Annotated in this window: 23 protein-coding genes; 21 read left to right on the top strand and 2 right to left on the bottom strand. The window is 54.8% G+C overall.

The window, feature by feature from the left end:
- Window positions 1-68 precede the first annotated feature (68 nt).
- The 6 genes from OLTU_RS01925 to OLTU_RS01900 all read left to right on the top strand — a co-directional run bounded on the left by OLTU_RS01925 (window position 69) and on the right by OLTU_RS01900 (window position 6208).
- Window positions 69-611: a chemotaxis protein CheW gene (locus OLTU_RS01925; protein WP_141731075.1), complete on the top strand. Its 543-nt coding sequence runs from the start codon at window positions 69-71 to the stop codon at window positions 609-611.
- 29 nt (window positions 612-640) lie between these two features.
- Window positions 641-2704, top strand: coding sequence for a HAMP domain-containing methyl-accepting chemotaxis protein (locus tag OLTU_RS01920; RefSeq protein ID WP_218109784.1), 2064 nt, complete (start codon window positions 641-643; stop codon window positions 2702-2704).
- Between the two features lie 176 nt (window positions 2705-2880).
- Window positions 2881-3609, top strand: a complete 729-nt coding sequence (locus tag OLTU_RS01915) for a CheR family methyltransferase (RefSeq protein WP_218109783.1) — start codon at window positions 2881-2883, stop codon at window positions 3607-3609.
- Window positions 3606-4664 (top strand): protein-glutamate methylesterase/protein-glutamine glutaminase, encoded by a 1059-nt coding sequence (locus OLTU_RS01910; RefSeq protein WP_141731072.1) that lies wholly within the window; start codon window positions 3606-3608, stop codon window positions 4662-4664. Before OLTU_RS01915 ends, OLTU_RS01910 begins: the two co-directional genes overlap by 4 nt.
- Window positions 4661-5167: a response regulator transcription factor gene (locus tag OLTU_RS01905; protein WP_141731071.1), complete on the top strand. Its 507-nt coding sequence runs from the start codon at window positions 4661-4663 to the stop codon at window positions 5165-5167. The genes OLTU_RS01910 and OLTU_RS01905 overlap by 4 nt, the downstream gene beginning before the upstream one ends.
- A 96-nt stretch (window positions 5168-5263) precedes the next feature.
- Entirely contained in the window at window positions 5264-6208 is a 945-nt protein-coding gene (locus tag OLTU_RS01900; RefSeq protein WP_141731070.1) for a hypothetical protein, read from the top strand.
- On the opposite strand, the gene rfaE2 is transcribed toward OLTU_RS01900, so the two are convergent.
- Window positions 6205-7698: a D-glycero-beta-D-manno-heptose 1-phosphate adenylyltransferase gene (rfaE2, locus tag OLTU_RS01895; protein ID WP_141731069.1), complete on the bottom strand. Its 1494-nt coding sequence runs from the start codon at window positions 7696-7698 to the stop codon at window positions 6205-6207. The two genes, OLTU_RS01900 and rfaE2, sit on opposite strands and share 4 nt — an antisense overlap.
- 247 nt (window positions 7699-7945) lie before the next feature.
- Here rfaE2 and OLTU_RS01890 point away from each other — a divergent pair, with 247 nt between their 5' ends.
- The 15 genes from OLTU_RS01890 to OLTU_RS01820 all read left to right on the top strand — a co-directional run bounded on the left by OLTU_RS01890 (window position 7946) and on the right by OLTU_RS01820 (window position 22699).
- Window positions 7946-10285: a tetratricopeptide repeat protein gene (locus tag OLTU_RS01890; RefSeq protein WP_141731068.1), complete on the top strand. Its 2340-nt coding sequence runs from the start codon at window positions 7946-7948 to the stop codon at window positions 10283-10285.
- A gap of 15 nt (window positions 10286-10300) precedes the next feature.
- A complete protein-coding gene (locus OLTU_RS01885; protein WP_218109782.1) occupies window positions 10301-11413 on the top strand; it encodes a sigma-54 interaction domain-containing protein in 1113 nt (370 codons plus the stop codon).
- Complete coding sequence (flgB, locus tag OLTU_RS01880) at window positions 11410-11844, top strand: flagellar basal body rod protein FlgB (protein WP_141731066.1); 435 nt, start codon at window positions 11410-11412, stop codon at window positions 11842-11844. Before OLTU_RS01885 ends, flgB begins: the two co-directional genes overlap by 4 nt.
- Window positions 11841-12284, top strand: a complete 444-nt coding sequence (gene flgC, locus OLTU_RS01875; protein ID WP_141731065.1) for a flagellar basal body rod protein FlgC — start codon at window positions 11841-11843, stop codon at window positions 12282-12284. The genes flgB and flgC overlap by 4 nt, the downstream gene beginning before the upstream one ends.
- 15 nt (window positions 12285-12299) lie before the next feature.
- On the top strand, window positions 12300-12632 hold the full coding sequence (gene fliE / locus OLTU_RS01870; RefSeq protein ID WP_141731064.1) for a flagellar hook-basal body complex protein FliE: 333 nt from the start codon (window positions 12300-12302) through the stop codon (window positions 12630-12632).
- Window positions 12633-12649: 17 nt separating this feature from the next.
- Complete coding sequence (gene fliF / locus OLTU_RS01865) at window positions 12650-14269, top strand: flagellar basal-body MS-ring/collar protein FliF (RefSeq protein WP_141731063.1); 1620 nt, start codon at window positions 12650-12652, stop codon at window positions 14267-14269.
- Between the two features lie 10 nt (window positions 14270-14279).
- Entirely contained in the window at window positions 14280-15494 is a 1215-nt protein-coding gene (locus tag OLTU_RS01860; protein ID WP_141731062.1) for a FliH/SctL family protein, read from the top strand.
- On the top strand, window positions 15494-16855 hold the full coding sequence (locus tag OLTU_RS01855; protein ID WP_141731061.1) for a FliI/YscN family ATPase: 1362 nt from the start codon (window positions 15494-15496) through the stop codon (window positions 16853-16855). The genes OLTU_RS01860 and OLTU_RS01855 overlap by 1 nt, the downstream gene beginning before the upstream one ends.
- 5 nt (window positions 16856-16860) lie before the next feature.
- Entirely contained in the window at window positions 16861-17310 is a 450-nt protein-coding gene (locus OLTU_RS01850; protein ID WP_141731060.1) for a flagellar FliJ family protein, read from the top strand.
- Between the two features lie 9 nt (window positions 17311-17319).
- Window positions 17320-18084, top strand: coding sequence for a MotE family protein (locus OLTU_RS01845; RefSeq protein WP_141731059.1), 765 nt, complete (start codon window positions 17320-17322; stop codon window positions 18082-18084).
- 72 nt (window positions 18085-18156) lie between these two features.
- Window positions 18157-19107, top strand: coding sequence for a methionyl-tRNA formyltransferase (gene fmt / locus OLTU_RS01840; RefSeq protein WP_141731058.1), 951 nt, complete (start codon window positions 18157-18159; stop codon window positions 19105-19107).
- Entirely contained in the window at window positions 19107-19730 is a 624-nt protein-coding gene (locus OLTU_RS01835) for a formyltransferase family protein (RefSeq protein ID WP_141731057.1), read from the top strand. Before fmt ends, OLTU_RS01835 begins: the two co-directional genes overlap by 1 nt.
- Window position 19731: 1 nt before the next feature.
- The gene (locus tag OLTU_RS01830; protein WP_141731056.1) at window positions 19732-20007 is read left to right on the top strand and encodes a tyrosine-protein phosphatase; all 276 of its coding nucleotides are present in this window, start codon (window positions 19732-19734) and stop codon (window positions 20005-20007) included.
- A gap of 7 nt (window positions 20008-20014) precedes the next feature.
- Window positions 20015-21028: a hypothetical protein gene (locus OLTU_RS01825; RefSeq protein WP_141731055.1), complete on the top strand. Its 1014-nt coding sequence runs from the start codon at window positions 20015-20017 to the stop codon at window positions 21026-21028.
- A 237-nt stretch (window positions 21029-21265) separates the two neighbouring features.
- On the top strand, window positions 21266-22699 hold the full coding sequence (locus tag OLTU_RS01820) for a ChaN family lipoprotein (RefSeq protein ID WP_218109781.1): 1434 nt from the start codon (window positions 21266-21268) through the stop codon (window positions 22697-22699).
- Window positions 22700-22704: 5 nt separating this feature from the next.
- Here OLTU_RS01820 and OLTU_RS32840 read toward each other — a convergent pair whose 3' ends face one another.
- Window positions 22705-24414 carry a methyl-accepting chemotaxis protein gene (locus OLTU_RS32840; RefSeq protein WP_141731053.1) on the bottom strand — a complete coding sequence of 570 codons (1710 nt, stop codon included), beginning with the start codon at window positions 24412-24414 and terminating at the stop codon, window positions 22705-22707.
- Between the last annotated feature and the right edge of the window lie 127 nt (window positions 24415-24541).

Raw genomic sequence — 24541 nt, 5'->3', positions numbered from 1 at the left:
GGAAAAACGAAACCCTGCCGAGAGAACCCGCAGTTGTTGATTCGTAGTGCCTTGATGGAGGGTAAAGCATGCGACATGATCCGGATCAGCCGGAGAGCAGCGATGAGAAGAGGACTTTTTCCGCACAAAAGTCCATGGGTCAAAAGTATTTGGGGTTTCGTCTTGATGATGAAATATTCGGCTTCGAACTTCTGACGGTTCGTGAAATCATTCGGATGACCGACGTCACACCCATACCAAGATCACCGGCTTTCATTCGTGGAATTATCAACCTGCGCGGGAAAATCATCCCTGTTGTGGATTTGCGAAAGAAATTCTGCCTGCCAGCGCACGAGGACACGGACGTCACCTGCATCATTGTTGTTGATATCGGCAACACGGAGACGGGTGTGGTCGTGGATCGCGTGGCTCAGGTTCTTTCGTTTGATAGCCATGAGATAGAGGATTCGCCTTCGTTCAGTGGCAAGGGCGATACTGACTACATAAAAGGCATCGGCAAGCGCGACAATAAGGTCGTGGTCCTGCTGGATGTCGCCAAAATTATGGCAGCCGATGAGATTGATGAGTTGGTCAATCGGGTCAAAGGCATGCAACCCAAAACAGGAACATGATAAGGAAAAGTCCCGTGAGAAATATGAGTTTGAGCGCAAAATTGTATCTCGTTATCGGAGTTCTGTCGATCGTCACGTTGATGATCGGAGCCGTTGGCTTAATAAAACTCTCAGGTATGAATGATCGTCTCGTAGGAATCATTGACAAAACCTCCCGCCGCATCGAGCTTGCCGGCGTGATGAACCAGGAATTGATCGCGATTCACCGCGCAGAAAAAAACGTCATTCTCTCAGAAACCCAGGAGCAGATGGACACCTGGGTGGCAAAGGCCAAGGAGCGCCGGGAAGCCCTGACCAAAACAGAGGATGAACTGAAGCGTTTGGTGGGTGAGGTAGGTCGGCAGAAGCTCGAGGTCTTCGACAAGAAATTTACGGACTTTGTGAACGTTCATGAGAAAGTTGTGCAGCTGGCCCTTGCCAATTCCAATATTAGAGCCCGAAACATGTCGGCGCGGGAAGGTCGGGAGGCTTTCAATCGTTCCGACAAAGCTCTGCGTGACTACATTCGAATATCCAAAGGTGAAAAGGCTCTCCTCGCCTCCGAATTGATGGCGGATCTTTTATCGATAATCCGAGCGGAAAAAAACCTCATTCTTGAATCGACCGAAGAACGCATGGATTATTTTGAAGGCGAAGCCGACCGCATTGCAAGTGTTATTGAACAAAAACTCAAGAACCTCAGCATGGGTGGAACAGGAGAAGAGCAAAGGCTCCTGGAGAATTTTGAACGTGAATGGGCCAACTTCCTGAAAGTTCATCAAGCCATTCGCAAACTATCGCGTGAAAACACCAACTCCAAAGCGTTTGAATTATCCACTGGCCAAGGACGGCTGGCTTTGGATGCTGCTGAAGCAGCTCTCAAGGAACTTATCGACAGAAACCGTGAGAATATGGCCGACGATAAGAAAGCTGCCGCAGACAACTTTGACTCCGCATTCCTGCTGATGGTCCTGATGAGTGTAGTGGGCATCGCTTTTGGTCTTGCGTTTGGCTATCTTGTGGTGCAGGGCGTCACCAAGGTCCTCAAACAGGTCTTCGGAGGTTTGCAAAAATGCAGCACCGAGGAACTCGAGGGTGCCAGCGCCACCCTGCATTCCATCATGAATAGTCTGAGCGATGGATCCCAGCAGGTTGCTTCGGCCTCCACACAGGTTTCCAATGCGTCCCAGGCCCTGGCAGAAGGCGCCAATGAGCAGGCCGCTTCCCTCGAGGAAACTTCGAGCTCCCTGGAAGAGATGGCTTCGATGACAACGCAAAGCAACAACAACGCACAGGAAGTCAACAGCCTGATGATGAAGTCGGGCGAGCTGATCAATCAGTGCCAGGACTCGATGAACCGTCTGGTCAAGGCGATCGAGGAAATCAAAAGCTCCTCGGATGAAACCGCCAAGATCGTCAAGACCATCGATGAGATTGCTTTCCAGACCAACCTTTTGGCCTTGAACGCAGCTGTGGAAGCGGCACGTGCTGGTGACGCCGGTCGCGGCTTCGCAGTTGTGGCGGATGAAGTCGGCAACCTGGCGCAAAGAGCCAGCGAGGCGGCTCGCAATACAGGAACGCTGATTGAGCAGTCGGTGAAAAATTCCGAGCGTGGCGTGGGCGTGGCCCAGGATACGGCCAAGGCTCTGGAAACGGTCATCAGCAGCTCGCAAAAAGTTGCCGGTCTGATCGCCGAGATCGCTGCTTCCAGCAAGGAGCAAAGCCAGGGTATCAGCCAGATCAACCAGGCCGTCACCCAGCTCGATTCCGTTACGCAGCAGAACTCGTCAGCCGCGGAAGAATCCGCTGCCGCCTCCGAGGAACTCAATGCCCAGGCGGATCAGCTGCTGCAGCTGGTACGCAATCTGGAACTTCTGGTGGGTGCCGCTCATGCAGCAGCGGAAGCCGCCTCTTCATCACGCGCCAGTCACCATGCTCCCGCTCGTGTGGCCGCTCCGAAGAAGGTTATTAACCTCAAAGGTGACCGTCGCGCGAACACAAATCCGAAATCAGCCAACTGGCACAAGTCCGACCTGAAGCGCAACGTGGATCGTGAAGCGGAAAAACAGCTTCCGCTGGATTCCAATGATGAAAAAGAAGTTGTAGGTTTCTGATAGAGTCCAATTTTCAGCTGCGGGCTCAGGCCCGCAGCTTTTGGTGACACATGGCAGCGAACGCTTCTTCCAATCGACATTCAGCCCCCTCTGAGAGCGAGTTCTTCAAGCTTTCAGCAATCCTGAAACGTCTGACCGGTATCAATCTGCCATTGAATGAAAAGAATCTGGCGCTGATGTCCAGCCGCCTTCTGAAGCTGCGCAACGAAGGAATTTTCTCCTATCGTGATCTGCTGACAGCGATTGAGAGTCATGACAATCGTATTCTGCATCTTTTCGTCAGCGCGATGACCACCAACACCACGCATTTTTTTCGGGAGGAGGAGCATTTTCAGATCCTGACCCGACTCATTAAGGATCAGGTTCAAAGCCTCCCGCGTGGCAGCCAGCCCGATATTCGCGTCTGGTGTGCGGCCAGTTCCACCGGCGAGGAACCCTATGCGCTGGCCATGGTTCTGCATGATCTGCAAAATCAATGCATTTTTACGCCGAAAATTCTGGCCACCGATGTTGACTTCAAGGTTCTGGCGAAAGCCAGAACTGCCATATACAGCGAAAAGCAGGTGGAAAATGTTCCACCGGGTTTTCTGGATAAATACTTCACCCGTTTTCAGGAAGATGGCGCGCGCTGGTACCGTGTGGACGACTCGCTGAAGTCCATGGTCCAGTTCGGACGTTTCAATCTCCTGAAGAATTATCCCTTTCGTTACAAGTTCGATGTGATCTTCTGCCGCAATGTGCTGATCTACTTTGAAAGGGAAACCGTTCAGTACGTCATCCGCCAGATGACGCAGGTTCTGCAGCCCGGCGGGCATTTATTCCTTGGGCATTCCGAGGCTGTGGCTGGCATGTTTCCTGGACTCAAACGCGCAGGCCCCGCCGTCTACCGATGGGAGCCGACATGAGCCGGAAAGTGAGAGTCCTGATCGTAGATGACTCGGCCGTGATTCGCAATATGCTGACCGCCCTCCTGAGTGAGGACCCTGGCATCGAGGTGGTGGGCACGGCGATTGATCCTTACGCCGCCCGACGCAAGCTCCTCGAATTGCGGCCCGATGTGATGACGCTGGATGTGGAAATGCCGCGGATGGACGGCCTGACCTTTCTGCGCAAAGTCATGGTTCATATGCCCACGCCCACCATCGTCTTTTCCAGTCTGACTCACAAGGGATCAGAAACCGCCATGCGAGCCTACGAGGTTGGGGCGGTGGCCGTCCTGACCAAGCCAGTGTTCAGTGCTGCGAAAGACCTCAAGCCCTTTGCCACGGCGATCGCATTGGAAATCAAGATGGCTGCAAGTGCCAACCTGGATGCCATTAAAAAAAATCGGACCATGCTGAACGCACCGCGACAGGCGCCGAGCGCCATGGCCAGGACCACGCACCAGGTGTTTGCCATCGCCTCCTCCACAGGGGGCACCGAGGCCTTGAAAACCCTGCTTTCGCAGTTCTCGGCTGATATACCAGGAACGGTGATCGTGCAGCATATGCCGCCGGGTTTCACAACGGCCTTTGCGGGACGCCTGAATGAATTGATGCCATTTGAGGTTCGCGAAGCGCAGGATGGGGATCGTGTGATTCCAGGCCGTGTTCTGATCGCGCCGGGCAACTTTCATATGGAAATGGCCCGCTCGGGTGCCTTTTATTACGTGAAGTTAAATCAAAATCCTACGGAAAACAGTGTCCGGCCAGCGGCGGATGTGCTGATGCGTTCGGTTGCAGAAACGGCTGGGCGGAACGCCATTGGCGTTGTCCTCACCGGCATGGGCAAGGATGGGGCTCAGGGCCTCAAGGCCATGCATGATACAGGCAGCTATACCCTGGCTCAGGATGAGGCCAGTTCCGTGGTCTTCGGCATGCCCAAGTCAGCGATTGAAGCCGGGGCCGTGGATCGTGTGCTGCCTCTCAAGGAAATCGCCGCGCATATGATGATGAAAGTCAAGGAAAGGGAGGTCGCATGATGATCGAAGGCAAAGTCCGGGTACTACTGGTTGAGGATGAAATGGACAGCATGGATCTTTTGCAGGAGACCCTGCTGAGCATGGACGGGCTGGCCTGGAATTTCTATACGGCAGCCAACGGCCGCGAGGCCCTGGACATACTCCAGCAGACGACGCTCGATCTGGTGCTCGCGGATATTCTGATGCCGGAAATGTCGGGTCTTGAAATGCTGCATCATATGAACGAAGCCGGCATCTGGATTCCCTGCATCTTTACGACCTCCCTGCAGCGCCGCGATACGGGTGTGGAAGCCATGCGCCTGGGAGCCTTTGACTTCATTGAAAAACCGCTGTCGCGGCGCCTCATGGAGGATCCCATCCACAAGGCGATTTATGTGAGCCGTGCGTTTCAGCAATTCAAAGAGGATCATAAGGGAACGTCGGGCTCCGCACCCAATCCTGCCACACTCGAAATTCTGAAACTCCGGGCCATGCGATTTCAAAACCATGCCGGCGAATGGTGAGCGGCCTTCCCGGTCCTTTCTTACTTTTTGGGAAGAGGGGTCCAGTAGCCCGGAGTCTGCCGATAAGAAGTCGGGAGAATCCATCAAGGAGCGAACGTGCCGGGCAAAAGGATAATGCTGGCCACACTGCTGCTGCCAACACTGGGGCAGGGTCAAAACCTCGATCCGCGCACACCGATCGTGGACGACTTTGTCGAGCAGCGTGCGCAAAATCCCGGCCTGTACCAGTCACCTCCCATCAACCATATCGTTCCTTCGCGCAATACCATCACCTATGCCGGACAGTTTGAAGAGGTGAACCTCAAACTGATGGAAAAACCGGAAGGTTTGGATGACGTCAATCCCAACAATGTTGTGACGGTCACCGGTTATAAACTGGAACCGCACCTCGCCCTTTCCCTGAAAAACATAGCCATCGGGTTTTCGATTGAGCGCTCCAGGCTGGCCGAAGAATGGACATACAGCGATACCAACTATACCTATGAACGCAAACAAAAATCGACGCTCGAAACGAGTGGACTCGGTCTGAATCTGGCCTTTCTGCCCTTTCCCAAGCTGCATAAAAAATTGCGGCTGGCCATGATCCTGGGTGGCAAGAGCCTGAATGTGAAGCATGGCCTGAGCTATGTGAAATCACAGAATGGACCGGTCTCAATCCTGGGCAGCGACATGCAGAGCTTTCGTTATACGGTCAATCATTACGAGGCCGGGCTGAATCTCAGCTGGTTTGTGCTCAAACGTTTTGCGATCGTGCCCTGGATGGATTATGCCACCTACGATATCAAGGGGGCACAGACCATCTTCAACTCCGATAAATACGCCAGTGGCGAGCTGAAATCGGTCATGGAGAACGATCTCAACCTCTTTTTCATGAGCTATCCGAAGTTCCGCTATGGATTGGACTTTGCGGTGCAGGTGCTGGGCCTTGAGGTGAGGATCGGCGGACTGCTCGGAACGCTGGCGAACCTGAACAAATCCGTCGATTACATTGAAGATAATTCGGTGACGATCAGTGTGTCGGTCGAGCAAAAAGGCAATTAGGCATCCAGGCCCACGCCCTTGTTTTCCTTGACACGCCGCACGATATCGCTGGTCGACAAACCCTCGACAAACGGGATGCGTTCCACCCGGCCGCCATGGGCCTGCACGACATCAGCACCTACAATCTGATGGACTTCATAGTCAGCGCCTTTGACCAGAACATCCGGCATGATGTCCTGGATCAGACGGGCCGGCGTATCCTCATCGAAGGGCACCACAAAATCCACACACTGAAGAGCTGCCAGAAGCCGCATGCGTTGATCACAGGAGATGATCGGCCGGCTGGCTCCTTTCAGTTCACGCACGGATCGATCGGTATTCACACCGACCACCAGCACATGACCCCGGGAACGAGCCTCCTCCAGATAGGAAATGTGTCCGGCATGCAGGATATCAAAGCAGCCGTTGGTGAAGACAACTTTCTGCGTCCGCTGACCGATGGGTCCAATGGCCGCTTTCACATCACGGCTCTCCATGACCTTGCTTGTGGTCTGGGTAAAACCAAAGTGATGCGCACTGTCCTCGTGCTCCAAAGCCTCGATCAGTTCATGACGAAGGATGGGCTGCGTGCCCCATTTTTCCACGACACGACCCGCCGCAGCATTGGCAAGACGCATGGCTTCAAACAGCGAGAGCTTCGCGCCAAGCCCGAGAGCCATGATGGAAACCACCGTATCACCGGCACCGGACACATCAAAGACTTCACGGGTGACAGCTGAGAGCTGCTGTTTTTCCCCGCTCGGGCCTTCCAGCCCCAGCATGCCCTCGGCCCCCAGGGTGACGAGGATATTTTCAATTTGATAGTTCTTATAGAGCTGATCCGCCAGTTCCACAGCCGGAATCGACGGCTGGTTGTCAAGACCGAGGGCGTCGCAGGCTTCCTTGCGATTGGGTGTCACCAGCGTGGCGCCCGCATACTGTGTGTAGTCCTTGCCTTTGGGATCGATCACGACAGGAACTTGACGCTGCCGGCCCAGCTGAATCAGGCGCTGCAGAAACTCGCGTGGCAGACCGCCTTTGCCGTAATCACTGAGCAGCATCACATCCCAGTTTTGCTTTTCCACATATTGATAGAGTTCATCCTGCATCCATTGAGGGATGGAGCGCACTTCCTCCCAGTCCACGCGCACCAGCTGCTGATGATTGGCGGTAATGCGTGTTTTTCGAACAGTCGGACGCTCGGGATCGGTGAAGACGCCCTTGATATCGACGCTGTCCGTTTTCAGAAGTTGTTTGAGCTGATCGGCGGCGCCATCGTTCCCGCAGACCCCGACCACCATGGCTTCGCCACCGGCCAGTTGAATGTTGCGGGCCACGTTCGCCGCACCACCGGCGGTGATGGATGTCTTGCGCACCAGGTGCACCGGGACCGGCGCTTCCGGCGAGATGCGATTGACGACGCCATCCAAATATTCATCCAAAATGAGATCGCCAATCACGGCCACACGCACGGATTTCTGATCCCAGGCAAGCTTAGGTTTTGTCCACATTCAAGTGTCCTCGTCAGCGGGAATGGTCCATTCACAGGAATATTTATCCATACTACCAAAGCCAGAGCAAGTCAAAGTCATGACACAAAGGCATGTGATCGTCAGGCCTTTGACTCCGGCAAAGCTCGCCCAATGACGAGTTCTTGGCGCTGTCAAGTTTTAGATAATGATTTGCCACGCTTAAAATGTGGCACGACGGTTGCAATCCAAGCCTTGCCGACAATACCTTGAAGAAGGCTTCCGACCCATGCGCACTCTGTTTGCCGCATTACGACTGCTTTTGCCTCTTGCGCTCATCCTGCTGAGCGGCAACGGGGTGCTGCTGTTCGGGAAGCAACGCTACAGTCAAATCGTATTGCCATTTCCCGAGGAACGCGTCTTTACCTATCGCTATGAACCGGCCGAGCGCGCCCTGGTTCTCGAAATTCAAGGCACCCATACCAGCGAACTCGAACCCGTGTTTCATTATGATGAAACCGTCGTGCGCCGGGTTTTCTTCAAGGATCAGGGTGGCCAGGGCACGGAAGTGAAAATGATCCTGCGCGACGATGCGGTGCGGGTGATGGTCAACAGTTTCCAGGAACCCTTCCGTATCACGGTTGATTTCTTTGATGCCGATTACAGGGAAAGCCATGACCCCACCACGGGTCTGCCTCTGGTACCGGTGGCCAGGGCTTCGGCCGGCGATGACCAGCCCACTTTAACCGAGCTGGCGCCCGAGGCGTCCACTCCGGTTCCAGCGGCCAACTCGGCTTTGGCGGAGCCGACCGGCAAACGCCGTCTTTTGCAGCCGCAACCTGAAGCCATTCGCACGCCTCAGGAGCTGGTGGTCAAACTCAATGATACCACGGGTGGTCTGGGGCAATCGTGGAAAACCTATCCCCCCTACATCTATCGTATTCAGATTGCGACCTTCAAAACCGGCAAAAGTTATGAAGGCTGGCTCAAAAAAAATGCCGGCAAGGCCATGACCTCCACCGAAGCCATGGCTCAGTATGCCGGCCAACTCTTTGACTTTGGTCATGAAAATCGTGCCCTGATCGGCTACCAGAAGGTTCTGCATGATGATCCCACTGTGTTCGATCACAGCGCGGAACACATCTGGAAACTGGCGGAAATTCATCTGGGTCAAGGCAACCTGACGCTGGCTGATGGCTACTATGAAAGCCTGCAGCAAAAACATCCCGACAGTCCCCTGGCTGCCTTCGGAGCCATGCGGCGTCTCGATATCAAATCCATTCGAGCGGTTCAGCAGGGCAAGGCGCGCGACGTCGCCCAGCTCAGCAAAGGTCTCGAAACCATTCCGGTGCGTGATAATCCAGGCCTCGCCGCCCTGTCCGCTCTGCGCCGCGCCTACTGGCAGATCGATGCAGCCTCCATTCAAAAGCTGATGCCACTCTTTGATGAACCCCCGATCGTCGGTCCCAACATCATGATGCGTCTTGAAGAAACCCGGGATGGTTCCGACAGTCCACGCACCGCCTTCATGATCGACAGCATCGTCCTGGCCAATCGTCTGAAGACGGAGGTCTGGAATGCCGAAACCGCAAAAATCGCCGGTGAGTACTTCGACCGTTACAAGGGCAAGGCCACGGAACCCTTCCGTCCCCTTCTCCTGAAACGCTGTGAAGACAGTATCCTCGTGAGCATCGAGAAGCATCTGAAAGCGCAGGAATACGTGGATGTGATCTCCGTCGTGGAAAGCCTGCCCAAAAGCATGGATGAGCTGAAAAAAGTCACGTCGGTGAGCTGGGCTGCAGCGGAATCCTATCGCCGCATGAAGCAGCCGCTTCCGTCCCTGCCCTACTATGAAAATGCAGCCCGAACCACCGACAACAAACCGGATCAGTTCCGGGCCTGGTTCTGGCATATGCAGGCGGCGATGAAAAGTCATGATAACGAGACCGCGCGCAAGTCAGGCAAGGACACGATCGATCGCCTGCAGAAGAGTCTCAGCCAGGCGGATCGCCACGCCTGGGAAAGCTGGAAGGCTCTGACAGCTGAAGAAAAGGCGGTCATTTACGCTGAAATCAAGCCCGACCTCGAGGCAAACCTGACCGCTCCTCAGCTCGTGCGGACTCCGCCCCGGATTCTGCTTGAAACCTGGAATCAGCAGCTGGCCACGGAAACCCCCACTTCCGGCTCTCCCGTGGGTGGGAATCGCGCAGAAGACCAACCCACCGCGCGCATGATTTATCTTTTTGCCGATCTCAGCAAGCGCTTTGAACAGCTCAGCATGGATCCCGAGCGCAAGGCGGCCAAGCAGCTGCTGCGCCGGATCAATCTGAAATCCGCGCCTCCGAACAAGGATGCGCTGCGGGTCTGGACCAATGAACTCACGGCACTGGCCGAAGAGTTCCGTCGCAATAACGATTATCTGGAAGCCGGTCGTCTCTATACCCTGACCGGCACCGAAAACAATCAGTGGGAAGGCCGCGCTGAGGCTCTTTATAAAGGCGGACTCCTGCTCTATCGATCAGGCCGCCGGGACGAAGCCATGGCTGCCTTTCAACAAGCTGCCGATGACGGCAACAACCTCTTGTATGCCGAGCTAGCTAAGAAGCGTTTGGAGCAAATCCAAAGATAGGAGTCTCTGATGAACATGAAAAGCAACAATGGTGCGATCGCTCATGATGTTGAGGAAAAAGTCAGTTCCCATGACTACCTCAATTACATGAAGGACAAACAGAGTCGCGAAAAGCAGCAGCAACAGCAGAAGCAGGCTGCTGCCCCAGCGCCTCAGGCCAATTTCATCTTCGCCGATGAAAAAATGCTGCGCATTCGTGAAATCATCAAGCAGATCGCTGATGCCAACGTCCCTGTGCTGATCACGGGTGAATCCGGAACCGGCAAGGAAGTGATTGCGCGCATGATCCACATGAGCAGCAATCGCAAAGTTGACCCCTTTGTGGCCATCAACTGCGCGGCCCTGCCTCCCAATCTTCTGGAAAGCGAGCTCTTTGGCTTTGAAAAAGGGGCCTTCACCGGCGCTCATCAGCAGCATATCGGCAAGTTCGAACAGGCCAACGGCGGCACGCTGCTTTTGGATGAAGTGACGGAAACCGATCAGAATCTGCAGGCCAAGCTTCTCCGCGCCCTGCAGGAGCAGGAGATCGAGCGTATCGGTGGCAACGGACCCATCAAGGTCAATACCCGCATTATCGCCACGACCAACCGTGACATCACCCGTTCGGTGAAGGATGGCCGCTTCCGCCAGGACCTCTTCTACCGCCTCTACGTGATTCACCTGGAAATTCCGCCCCTCCGTGAGCGCCCCAAGGATGTCGAGGTCCTGACCCGTCACTTCCTGAAGGCCTTCAGCATCCAGTTCAAAGGTGAGCCGGCAACGCTGACCGCGGATGCGATGCAAAAGCTTCTGAAATACACCTGGCCCGGCAACGTGCGCGAGCTGCAGAACGTGATCCAGCGCGCGGTTCTGATGGCGACCAGCAACACGATCACCGCCAAGGAATTCGTGCTCGAACAAAAGAAAGTGGATGATGATCTGGAATGGGTCAAGCATCTGCCGATCGGTCGCAAAATGCAGGAAGTGGAAACCCAGTTCATTCTGGAAACCCTGCGTACGCATAATGGCAACCGCACGCACTCCGCGAAGACTCTGGGCATCAGCCTGAGAACTCTGCGCAACAAGATCAACGAGTTCAATCTTGAAGGTCTGGAAGTGCCACAGCCCGCTTCAGGAAAAGCGCTATGAGCAGCTTGATCGGGGGCATGTTCACCCGCTCCGACCAGATAAAGATGGCAGCGTTGGATCTGCGTCTGGAGCGCCAGCATGTTCTGAACAGCAACGTGGCCAACGCGGAAACTCCTGGTTATCGCGCCCTCGGCTTTGACTTTGAGGAGCAACTGCAGGCGCTGGCAGGCGGTGACGAGGAAAACATGCCGATGAAGGCTGTCGATCCCCGGCACTTCCGCAGTGATCTGGTGGAAGCGGACGGGACCCTGCAAGCTGAAGTCTATGTGCGTCCCACCGAAAGCGTCGGACAGGACGGCAACACCGTGGATATCGATCAGGAGATGGGCCAGATGGCACAAAACCAGATCCTTTACAAAGCCACCGTGGAATTGATCAATAAGAAATTGGCGACTCTGAAATATGCCATCGCCAACGGAGGTCAGGTATGAGTTTCTTTAAAGCCATGGATATCAGCTCATCCGGCTTGGCCGCTCAACGCATTCGCATGAATGTCCTGTCATCCAACCTGGCCAATGCCAACACCACGCGCACACCGGAAGGTGGACCCTATCGGCGTGAGGATGTGGTGTTTGCGGCGAATCCAGCCAGCGGCAATCCCTTTGAAGGATTTTTGGATGAAGATGCCGGCACGCAGCTGAAAAAGGTGCAGGTCGTGGACATTCACAAGGACACCAAGGCACCCCGTCGCGTGCTGGATCCCTCGCATCCTGATGCGGACGCCGATGGTTATGTCGCGATGCCCAACATTCAGGTCATGAGCGAGATGGTGAACATGATCGCCGCAACCCGGGCCTTTGAAGCCAACACCACAGCTCTGAATGCCTCGAAAAGCATGGCCAATACGGCTATCGAAATTGGTCGCGTTTAATAGGAGACGGGAGCGATGCAACGCATTACCTCATCGCTGCGCTTCGGTAGTGAAATCCTGGGCGAGCTGCGCGATCTTAAAGCGCAAAAACAATTTGAGAGCGCCGGCCAGGGTGATGAAAAGCCCAAAACCAGCTTCATGGATCATTTGAAAAACGCCGTGGAAGAAGTGAACCAGGGTCAGATGGAAGCGGATAAAAAAGCCGTTGACCTCGCCAACGGCAAGAACACCAACATTCATGAAACCATGCTGGCGGCTACCCAAGCCGAACTGTCCTTTAACCTGATGGTCCAGGTTCGCAATAAAGCGCTGGAAGCCTATCAGGAAGTCATGCGCATGCCTGTTTAATCTGCTGAGGGGTGACCATGGAAAAAATGAATGACTTTTTCAGGAACCTCAGTCAACGCCTGGGGGCCTTTTGGCAATCACTGAATGGACCTAAAAAAATCGCTGTGATGGCTGCCCTGGCCCTGCTCCTCGGCGGCCTTGTTTCGCTGTTTTTTGTCGGCGAACGCAGGGAGATGGCCTATCTTTACCCCAACCTCTCCGAACAGGACAACAACGAAATCGCCTCTGAGCTGCGCAAGCAAAGATTTTCAGACTTTTTCATCGATGACAAAGGGATCAAGGTCCCGGCGGATCAGGTGATGCCTTTGCGCTTGAAACTGGCTCAGGAAGGTCTGCCGACTCGCGGCATGATCGGCTGGGAAAAATTCGATGATCAGGATTTCACCCGCACCGAATTCGAGCAGAACATCAACCGACTGCGTGCGATTCAGGGTGAACTGGCCCGAACCATCAGCTCCATCGACGGCATTACGTCAGCCCGTGTGCATATCGTCATGCCCAAAAAAGCCCTCTTTCAGGAGGATGAGCAGGAACCCACGGCCGCCATTTACATTAAGACCCAGCGCGGCAAGGAACCCAGCCAGAAACAAATCCGCGGCATCACGCATCTCGTGTCACGCTCAGTGGAGGGCATGAAGCCGGAAAAGGTAACGATCATCGACCAGGAAGGCAAGATGCTGACCAAGATTGAGTCCGATGATCCCACGACCAAGCTGACCCAGGAAATGACCGCCTATCGCCGCACGATTGAAGCGGAGATGATGAACAAGATCAAAACCCTCGTCGGCCGTATCGTGGGCCAGGATCGTGTGGATGCCAAGGTGGATGTCGAGGTCGACTTCACCCAGGAAGAGCAGACCATCAGCGATATCGACCCGGACAAGGTCGTGGTGATCTCCTCCAATGTGAACAATCAGGAAATGGCCGGCAATGGCCTGAATCCCACCGGTATTCCCGGCGCCAAATCCAATGTTCCGGGCGAACAGGAGGAGCTGGTCGTCAATTCCAATTCCACCAAAAGCAAGCGAGCCAGCGAACGGGTCAACTACGAGGTCTCCAAGACCAAGCGCCATAAGGTGATGCCCGTTGGCAATATCAAGCGTATCTCGGCGGCGGTGATCGTGGATGGAACGCAGATCTATCCTTCCGATGGCACGGCACCTGAATTCCAGCCACGAGCGGCTGAGGAAATGCGCAAGATCGAGGACCTCGTACGCTCCGCCATCGGCTTCAGGGAAGGCCGGGATGAGGTCAAGGTTCACAACCTGATGTTCGAACTGGCCGCCACCCAGGTGCAGGCCATCAAGGAGAAAAAGCAGGAGAACCGGAAGTACATTTCCACCCTGGTCGTCTCCTCGGTCATCGCTCTGGCTCTGGTCTTCTTCTTTGCCTTCATCGTCCGCCCCTACTTCCGCTGGCTGTCGTATGATCCCGAGCGCAAGCGCAAGGAGGAGATCGTCGAGGAATTCAAGCCGGACCTGGAGATGGGCAGTATTCAGAACGTGCAGGTGAAAGAGGACGTGCCCTTCGAGAAGCTTTCGCCCCAGGAGCAGATCCTTTATCTGGCGAAGCATGAGCCGGCGCGAACAACGGAAGCCTTGCGTATCCTTTTGAACCCTCATCAATCCACGCACTGAGGCTTGAAACATGCTGAACCATACCAATAACCGCAGCCACGGGCGCTTCATCAAGAAGGATGACCCCGTGCGTGAGGTGATGAACATCAGCGAATTCAACCTGATGGAAATCTGTGACAAGCCGGTGACCTATCACGATAACGCCAATGCCAATATCATCCACAATAAACTCCACGCGGAAGAGGATTTGGCGGAAAGTGTACGGAACTCCTATGAAATCAATATGAGCTTTCCTCATGAGTCCCGGCCGGTCATCCGTCCTCTCGACTTCACCGACGAGTGGAAGAAGCAGAAAAAGCGCATGGCCAATCGTCATCACCGGCTTTACGAGGAAGAGGAATTCGAGCTGGACGTGACCAGCCTTTTGAAAGAGAAGAAGATCGATTTCAATTTTAATAAGGCCACCTTCCGGGTCATCGAGACCCCGGTACGGGAGAGCAAGGCGGACCAGAAGGAGGCCACCCCTCCGGTCAATCTCTTTCCTCAGGCCATACCCGTGAAAACAACGTCGGCTCCGGAACCCCAGGCCCCGTCCCGGCCGAGTGCTCCCAGACCGGCTGCCGCTTCGACTCCTGCCCCCGTGCAGGAAACGGCCGCGCCTGGAACGGATGCCGAGGATTTCGTTCCCTATGTCCCGACAAAGTCCATGTCCCAACCCGAAGCGCCGGCTCCCAAAGTGGAACCGGTCCGCCTCAGTGAGGAGGAGCGCGAACGCCTGCGCGAGGAGGCCCGGGCCGAGGGCTATCAGCAGGGCTTCTTGCAGGGTGAGGAAAAGGGAACCTTGAGCTCTCAGGATAAGATCCATGCCATCACCAATGAGCTGGCTGCCATCATGGAAAATCTTCAGGGCATGCAAAAATCCATCCTGACCCATGTTCAGGAAAATTTCCTGATGATCTGCCAGAGCTTTCTCGAGGCTCTCCTGCATCGTGAATTCAAGGTGAATCCGGAATCCTTCGGCGCTGTCATCGAACGGGCGATTGCCGATGCCCTGCCCGAGGATGACTTCGTCATTCACGTCAGCCCTCAGGCTTTCCAGGATCTCAGTCAATGGTCCAATCCCGAGATGCGCAAGCGTCTCAAGGTCGATGAGCGCCTGCAGAATGATCATTTCCGGGTGGAAGGCAAACATGCCGTTGTCGATGGTGATCTGCCGAAGATTATCCGCGACCTTCTTGATCAGGCCGATATTCAACTGTTTGAAAGCAAGGAAAAGGCGGGTTAATGCAAGATCTGCGCAATCTGCGGCGTCTCGATGCGGGTCATCTGAAGACCAGTTTTCAGTCCATTCCCTGGTCCTTTCATGGCAAGGTTGCGGAAATCGTCGGCACCCTGATCGAAGCCACCCTTCCCGGCTGTCACGTGGGTTCGATCGTCAGCATCAAAGCCAACGATCGCAAGGATCCCATCATCGCCGAGGTGGTGGGTTTCCGTCGGGATCGCGTTCTCCTTCTGCCCTATTCGCACTTGAACGGTGTATCGCCGGGTTCCACCATTCAGGCCGTGCGTTCGTTCACCCAGGTTCCTGTGGGCGAATTTTTGCTCGGGCATGTCATCGACGCCTTTATGAATCGGCTCGACGGCGGCACCATGGTGATCCCCGAGTCCAGTGAAGTCTTTGAAATCGATCGACCCGCGCCGAATCCCATTGAGAGGGCGCGTATCGAACGCCCCCTGAGCCTCGGCATTCGGGCCATGGATGCCCTGCTCACCTTTGGTGAAGGCCAGCGCATCGGGATCAGTGCCGGCTCGGGTGTGGGAAAATCCGTGCTCATGGGCATGATCGCCAAACATAGTGAAGCTGATGTGAACGTCATCGCCCTCATCGGCGAGCGCGGTCGTGAGGTGCGCGAATTCATTGAACGCGACCTGGGACCGGAAGGGTTGAAGCGTTCGGTGGTGGTGATCGTCACAGGCGATCAATCCCCGCTGATGCGCATTCGTGGAGCCAAGCTCGCCCAAACCATCGCCGAATATTTCTCGGCCCAGGGCAAACGGGTGATGCTGATGGTGGATAGTCTGACCCGCGTGGCCATGGCCCAAAGGGAAATCGGCAACGCCGTGGGTGAACCTCCGACCACCAAGGGTTATACGCCTTCGGTCTTCTCCCTGCTCCCGAAGCTTTTGGAGCGTGCCGGCCCCCAACCTGAGGGCAGCGGTCCCATCAGCGGACTCTATACCGTGCTGGTGGATGGCGATGATTTCAACGACCCCATTGCCGATGCCGTGCGTTCCATCCTGGATGGCCATATCAACCTCACCCGTGAGCTGGCCATGAAGGGTCATTTTCCGGCCATCGACATCACCTCCAGCGCCAGCCGTGTGATGACCGATATCGTTTCCCAGACCCACTGGCAACAGGCCAACTATTTCCGGGAACTCCTGGGTGCCTATAACAGCAGTCTCGATATGATTCAGATCGGTGCCTATCATCCCGGCACCAACCCCAAACTCGACGAGGCGCTGCGGATCATGCCTTTGATGGAAGCCTTCCTGAAGCAGGGCATCCATGAAGCGACCCGCATGGACGATGCCATGAACGGACTGCGACGCGTGCTCTCGGGCATGTCGCATAAAGGCGGCTGATAACCATGACCAAGCCCAAACAGAAAATGCAAAAGCTCCAGCCCTTGATCAAGATCCGCAAGCTGCAGCTCGATCAGGAGACCGCCGTACTTAATCGGATCCAGCTGAAACGCGAGGAGGCAGCCGAGGCTCTCATGCAGTCGCAGCGGACCTATATTGAGGGTGTGGAGAAATTGAACCGCGAACGCCAGAGTTCCGAACGCAAAATGCTCACGGCCCTGGAGCTGGGCGTGGATTATGCCAAGGCGCAATGGTATCAGCGGCTCATGACCCTGCGCGCCGTGGAAGAGGAGGAGCGTCATCAGCGGCTGATGGTGGCGGAAGCCCAGAAGCGCATGAAGATGCTCGAACACCTCGATGAACGTTATTTGGAACAGCATATGAAGCAGATGAAGATCCAGGAACAAAAGCAGCTGGATGAGTTTGCCATCTCGATGAACCGGCGCAAGGAATAGGAGTGAGCCATGTCCACCGCCGCTCAGCTTTTGACCCGTTACAGTATCCCGTCCATCATTCTTATGAAAGTGGCGGTGATCAGCTACGTCATGCTCGGTGACAGCCAGTTCATTACCTTCGGGGATAAACCTCTCTGGGGCCAGACGGAGCAGGCCGCCGTCCCGGGGGAGACCGCCGTGCCCGAGGTTCCCGAGGCGCCGGCGGATGAGACCGAGGTCGTGGAGAAGAAGCGTCGCAGCTTTCTCGATGATCTGCTGAATCTGCCGAAGATCAATACCGAAGGCATGAGCAAGGATGAAGTGGGTCGCTACTTCACCATGCTCGAACGCAAACAGAGCCAGGTTGAAAACCGTATTCATATCCTCAGCACCCGCGAAGCCCAGCTCAAGAACCTGGAAAAATCGGTCGACGAGAAAATCAAGAAACTCGAGGACGAGATGATCTTCTTCCAACAGACTCTCCAGAAGGAAAAGGAGCTGCAGGGCGATCGCCTCAATAAGCTCGTCGAATTCTATCAAAAAATGGAGGCCAAGAAGGCCGCGGCGGTCTTTGAAAAACTGGATAAGGATCTCGTGGTGTCCCTCTTCAATCGCTTTCCCCAAAAGCAGACCACCCAGATTCTCGCGCTGATGAATCCGGATCGATCGGTGGAACTCTCCGAATACTATGGCCGCATCAAATCCGCGAAGGAGTATGAACTCCTCAAGGAAATCAACGTCGCACTGCGCGGCCAATTTGAAGAATGCAAAGGCCTGCCTAAAAACGTGCCCTGAACTCTCTCCTTGTTCCCGCGCGCTGTCCGTGGCATATTTTCAGCCCATCGCCACTCGACGCGCGAGGTTCAAATGAAAATCATATTCATGGGTTCACCCGAGGAAGTCGTGAGTCCGCTGCGGACTTTGATGGAGCATTGTCGCAGCAGCGCTCAGGATGCACTTCTGGGCGTGGTGAGTCAGCCCGCTCGTCCGGCTGGGCGCAAGCAGGTTTTGACCGATCCTCCTGTGGCTGCTTTTGCCAAGGAGCAGGGATTAACGGTTTGGCAGCCGGAAAAAGCGAGCGCAGCCGAATTCCTGGATATCCTGAGGCAGGCGGCACCTGATATCATCATCACCGCCGCCTACGGGCAAATTCTCAGCGAAAATTTCCTGAAAATACCGAAGCGGGCCACGATCAATATTCATCCCTCGGCCCTGCCTGCCTACCGTGGCGCGACACCGGTTCCTGCCGCCCTGCTGGATGGGCTGAAGGAAACCGCTGTGACCATCCTCTTTACGGTCAAAGCGCTGGATGCGGGAAACATCATTCTGCAGGAAAAGTTCGCCATTGAACCTCAGGAATATGCCGCCAGTCTAACTCACCGGCTTTTTGCCGCCAGTGGTTCCCTGCTCCTCCAGGCGCTCGACCGCTTGCGTGATCCTGACTTTATTGGCACGCCACAGGATCCCAGTGCTGTCACCTTCTGTAAGAAGATTGCCAAGACAGACGGTCAAATTTCCTGGGGACAACCTGTGGATAAGCTTGTGAATGAATTTCGAGCCTACAAGCCCTGGCCAGGATCCTTCTGCTTCTGGCAGGATGCCAGGGTCGTGATCGAGGATATGGAGCCGGCCAGTGCGGATGTTCCGCGTCTTGAGCCTGGTGTTTTCCGCCTGGACCGCAAGGCCAAGGCGCTGTTGGTCGGAACCGGCACGCATCCGCTCTGGATCAGGCAACTGAAGCCCGCCGGTTCCAAATCTTTGGATGCCATGTCCTTTTGGAATGGCGCACGGATTCAGGATGAGGGGAGGTTTTACTGATGGCCCCAATTGAACCCAAGCGGGTCGCCCTGGCCTTATCCGGCGGCGGCCGCACTTTGAAGAATCTGGTTTCCCAGGAGTCGCGCCGGTCCTACCGCATCGCGGGCGTGATCAGCTCACGCGAGGATTGCACCGGCGTGGACATTGCCCATGAGCTGGGTCTCCCGGTCTTTGTCGGAACTTTCGGAAAAAATGCCGGTCCTGACCTTCGAAGCGAACTCGCGCAATGGCTGCGGGATGAAGAGATCGATTGGATCGCTCTCGGTGGCTTTCTCAAGCCCTTTCCCAGCATTCCTGGTTTTGAAAATCGGGTGATCAACATTCATCCGGCGCTTTTACCCCAGTATGGTGGCAAGGGCATGTATGGAATGCATGTACATCGCGCCGTGCATGGAAATCGGGACGTTGTGACGGGCGCCACCATTCACTTTGTGAACGAACATTACGACGAAGGTTCGATCATTGCCCAGATCCGGGTGCCGATCGAAGGACTTGCCGATCCTGAGGCGATCGCAGCCAAGGTCTTTAGCAGCGAATGTCGACTTTATCCGGAAGTCCTTGATCGTTTGTGCCGAGGTTCGCTACCCTTGGCCGACGGAACCATTTTCACGATGGAGGCCTGAAATGCGAGGCGAACAACTGAATGATCTGAACTTTATGGAAAAAGTCTATCGCTTTGAGGACCGGCAGGCTGGTGTGAGCCTGATTTACGACCCCGATGATAATATCTACACGTACAATGCCTATTGTTTGGAAACCCATATCATGAAAGAATTATTCACTGTTGAGCAGGAATATCTTGATGATGCGCTCGATCTGATCAACGCCGAATTCGGGAGTTGGGAGCTTGTTGACCTTTCTGGAAAAAGTTCGGGTTGCGGGAGTTGCGCGGCGAAATAAATCTTTCATGCCTCTCTGCGGGCTGTTGGGGCTCCTTCTCACCAGCCCTTCTCTTTCTGCAAAAGAAGCCACACCGCCCCCACCCCGCCTGCCGCAATGTGAATTGATCTCCAAAGGCCCCGGTGTCGCCCTGCAGACTCAGGAAATCCGTCTGCACAATCTCCTGAATGAATTTCTGGAGTCGATCCGTGACGACCGCTGGGAAAAAATCCAGGGTTTGTTTCATCCCAGGGCTAAAAGAACCAAGGATCTTGGCGAAAAGATCCAGGCGATCCTGAAAAATCGCTATAACACGCCCTGGCAGTTTTCTGTCTTCCGCGTGTGGCGTATTACCATTCCCAACGCACGCAAAGCCATCCTCGATTCCTGTCCGGAAAGCGGCGGCGCGACCCTCATCGCGCAAAATGGTTATGAAACGCAGTACGCAGTCTGGCTCCAGATTATGGGGCAGAACGAACTCGGTCGCATCATGCTGTCCGTGGCTCCCGACAAGGGTCGAATGTATGCCACCGCCCTGCGGCTTCAGCAATGGACCCAGCAAGGTGAGGATGCAGAGGTCTGGGTGCAACGTGCAGAAGAGCGATTCAAAGCGAATCAAAAGATTCCTGCCTACTTCGCTCTTGATGTCGCGCAAAAACTTCTCGCCGGCGAGGATCTCCTGATCTATCCCCGCCAACGTCAAATCATTGACGCAAGGAACGGCATCGTATCGCAAGCGGAACTGGTTAAAACTCTGAACGATACCTTAAAGGTAAATAGCATCGCTTATATCGGCAGTCTTTTGACCAAGGAAGGAACCGGCATCCTCATTCGCGAAGTCGTGGAAAAGCAGGAAGTCACCAGTGTTCTGCAGGAGCGCTGCCTCACCCGCGCGGAAGCCTTGATAAAACTGGGCTGGCTGGTTCGCGGCAAGACAGGTCTGCGTTGTAACTACATTTTTCCCGGCATGGATCCTGAACAGGATTCTCCCTTGGGTGGATTTTATTTCGCACCTGAAGACTTAACAAACACCAAAAAATAATATCTTTCCTCTCCACTCTCCGGACTGAGAAGGTTCCCTTCCCGGGGAGCCTTTCTTATTGTGGTAAACTATTTTTAGAGCTTCCACGCCCCATCTGAAAGTGATAAAGCCGATTCAACGGCTTACCTATCTCATTGTTTGAGGTTCGCTGTGCCCAGCAGTGCATTGCATAAGTTACAGTCCTTTCATCAGGAACTTTATCGGCATGCGATTCAAGCGACGCAGCATATCACGTCCATGAATACTGCAGAAATTGCCGCCTATTCCCGCAATTTTCAGGCGTCATTGCCATCGACGTACCTGGCGAGCAGTATTGATCAGCTGGCAACGCGCATGACGGCAGCGCAAATCACGCTGTTTGGCGACTTCCACACCTTAAGACAATCACAACGCGGATTTCTCAGGATTTTGCGGCACATTCGCAACCGCGAACCCCAGCGTCCTTTGATGGTGGCGCTGGAAATTTTCAATGCCGAGGATCAACCGGTCATCGACGAGTTCCTGGCCGGACGTTTGCCGGAAGACAAATTCCTGAAATGCATCGACTACCATAACAAATGGGGTTTTCCCTGGGAAAATTATCAGCCCATCGTCGCATTTTGTGCGGAGCAAAGGATACGCGTCTGCGGCATCAACTCCCAGTTTGATACACCGAATCGCCTGACACGACGCGACGCCTTTGCCGCGCGCATACTGAACGAGTGGGCCGCTAACAATCCCCAGCATCTCTGCCTTTGCCTGATTGGCGAATATCACCTCGCCGATCAGCATCTGCTCGCGCACTTGAATCCCGCCATCAAGTCGGTTCGCGTCGTCAATAACATCGACGAGTATGCCTTCAGTTCAAAGGAGCTGCCACTCGACAGTACGGATTATCTGCAGCTCGCTCAGGATTTTTTCTGCGTGCTGAACACAGCGCCCTGGATCAAGTGGCAGTCGCTCGCCATGTGGGAGGAATTTCACGCGAGCTGGGATGGCACGCACGGGGATGACTTCGATCTTTATACCGAGCATCAATACGATTTCGATTATCAGCTTCTGCATATACTCAAGGCTTTGAATCAGTTCATGGGTTTGAACGTCAACACCACGGATCTTTCGCACTTTGATTTATACATCAAACCCGACAAGGCCACCCGGAGTTACATCAAAGCCAAACTCAAACTCACGCGGGCTGAACTCTCGGCCGCGGAACGCCGCTGCGAAATGGATGGCTTCGCTTACTTCAGTCCATCCGGAACGGTCCTGCTCCGTGAACCCAGCATCAACCGCTTTGCCGAGATCGCAGGGTTTTATCTTTATGATATGCTGCAGTCTCGCCGGCGCGACGCCCGCTTGAATTTTATGGGGCGTATTGAAAGACAGGTCTGTGGCACGCTTGCCGCCTCCATCATGAATCCAAGGCGGCCGCGTGTGTCAGCGGAAGGTCTGGATCTTTTGCGGCAGCCCGAAAGGATTCTGGAGGACCTGGCCCGATACAACGAGAAGGACAGGCAGCAGGATTTTGGCCTGAGCCGTCATCTCGGTGAATATCTGGGATCGGAAATCTTTCAGCGGTTGGCTCTGGGTGAGGGTCATCGATTTGAGGAGAATCTGCGCCGCGTCTTCAAAGGCAATCTCCTGACGATGCTGGAGCTTTTTCCCTTGGATCAGCGGTCCCAGGTGGCCTGATCGCATCAGAAGAGCAGAACATCCCCACGTTCCGCACCTTTCTGATCTTCAGCCTCCTCCTCCTTCGCGCCCGGCGCGGCTTCCTTCTGCATTTTTTCTTCCGGCGTATCAAACACCAGAACTTCGCCTGGCTTGCTGTCCTGTTTTTTCACCGATGTGGTGCTTTTCATGTCTTCAGTGAGGGGAGGATCGTCAAAGCTTAAAGTCGGCGGTGCCTTGCGCCCGGACGATGAAGTCGGCGCCTTGGGTGCCGCGGATGGCATGAAGTCCTGACCAGCCGCCATCTTCATGGGATGATCACCGAGAGTATCGGAGCTCAGCATGCTGAGTTTGGCCACCATTTCTTCCGCCAGGTTGGAAATCTGCCGGATGGGAACCACGGCCGCTTCGATCTCCTGACGGGTAATATCCTGGAACTGCAGACTCAGAATAATCTGATCGATATTATGGGCCACACTCTGGGAGCTGATTACGGACGAATCCACCAGCTTCGAGAAGACAGCTGTGGATTCACGCGCAGTCTGCAGCAGGGATTTCACTGCCTTGTCCACGCTCTCCTTCTTGCTTTCGGTCTTGCTGCGGTTATCGATCAGCGATTTGGAAATGGCTTCGATCGAATCGTTCACCTTGCCGACGATCTGGGTGATGTCGTTGGAGGCCTGATTGGTCCGATCGGACAGCTTCCGCACCTCTTCGGCAACCACCGAGAAACCCCGGCCATGCTCACCGGCACGGGCGGCTTCGATGGCCGCATTCAGAGCGAGCAGGTTGGTTTGATCGGAGATATACTGGATATCTTCCGTGATCTTGTTGATAGTCGCCGTGCTTTCGAGGATGGTCTGGATCGACTGTGAGAAGTGGAGATTCAGTTTGCCGTTCTCGTCCAACATGTCCGTCATTTCCTGAAGGAGCTTCAGGGCAACGGAAATCACACCGGACAGCGAGAGCTTCTCCTCGTCATCGTTCTTGCCGAGGCTCCCGGAGAACTGTTTGTTGATTTCATTGGATTCCGCCAGGTGTTCCTGGGCTTTCTCATAGATGGAGCGGACCTTATCACCGATCTCGATGGCCGAGGTTTCCGTATGTTCCACCACAGCGGACATTTGCTTTTGAATGGAGGGGACCAGACCCAGGATGTGCCGCAGGAGTTTTTCCTGGGCGGCCAGATGCTCATCCCGCTCGGCAAGGTGCGACTGCAGCTGCCGAATGCGTTCATTCTGCTTCACGGCTTCATCATTGTTGCCGGGCTTGATGAGGCGCTCGCGGTGACCTTCCAGCTCGACTTTCAGATCGTTGAGCTGCACGCGGATATTGGCCAGATCGGAGTTGCGTTCGCCGAGCTGTACGCGCAGACGGTTGTTTTCGATTTCAAGTTCCTTGAGCGCGGTTTCCAGAGAGCTTTTATCCAGGGAATACTTCTTATCGAGATTGTTCTTCAAAAGAACCAATTTCTTTTCGGCGATGCGATCAACCTTGTCGGTGGCCATTTGCAGTTCCAGCTGCAGATGCTGGATCTCGTCAGCCTCTCCGTTATCCTTCACTTCACCGCTGTCCTTGGTGCTGAAGGCCTGGATCACGACCAGGATCCAAAGCACGGCGGCCAAGAGCGGCACGACAAAGCTTTGAAATTCGATGACGGTGGAAAACCCTATTGCTGCGGCGGGCAAAGTTGCCAGCGCGGCCACAATCAGGGGATCTTTGAATAACCTCGACATAACATCATCCCTTCGCTCGTAACGAAAAAGAGCCGAGTTCAGAGAGTGGATCGGCAGCACCGCTCAATTCTTGAATTCTTTCGGTGGCTTGGATGGGAGAATCGGGGTGACCAAGGTTGGGATGACT

The sequence above is a fragment of the Oligoflexus tunisiensis genome, assembly GCF_001748245.1.
Classification (GTDB): domain Bacteria; phylum Bdellovibrionota_B; class Oligoflexia; order Oligoflexales; family Oligoflexaceae; genus Oligoflexus; species Oligoflexus tunisiensis.
The sequence above is the reverse complement of the archived record's forward strand: the minus strand, read 5'-3'. Positions and strand labels throughout refer to the sequence as shown.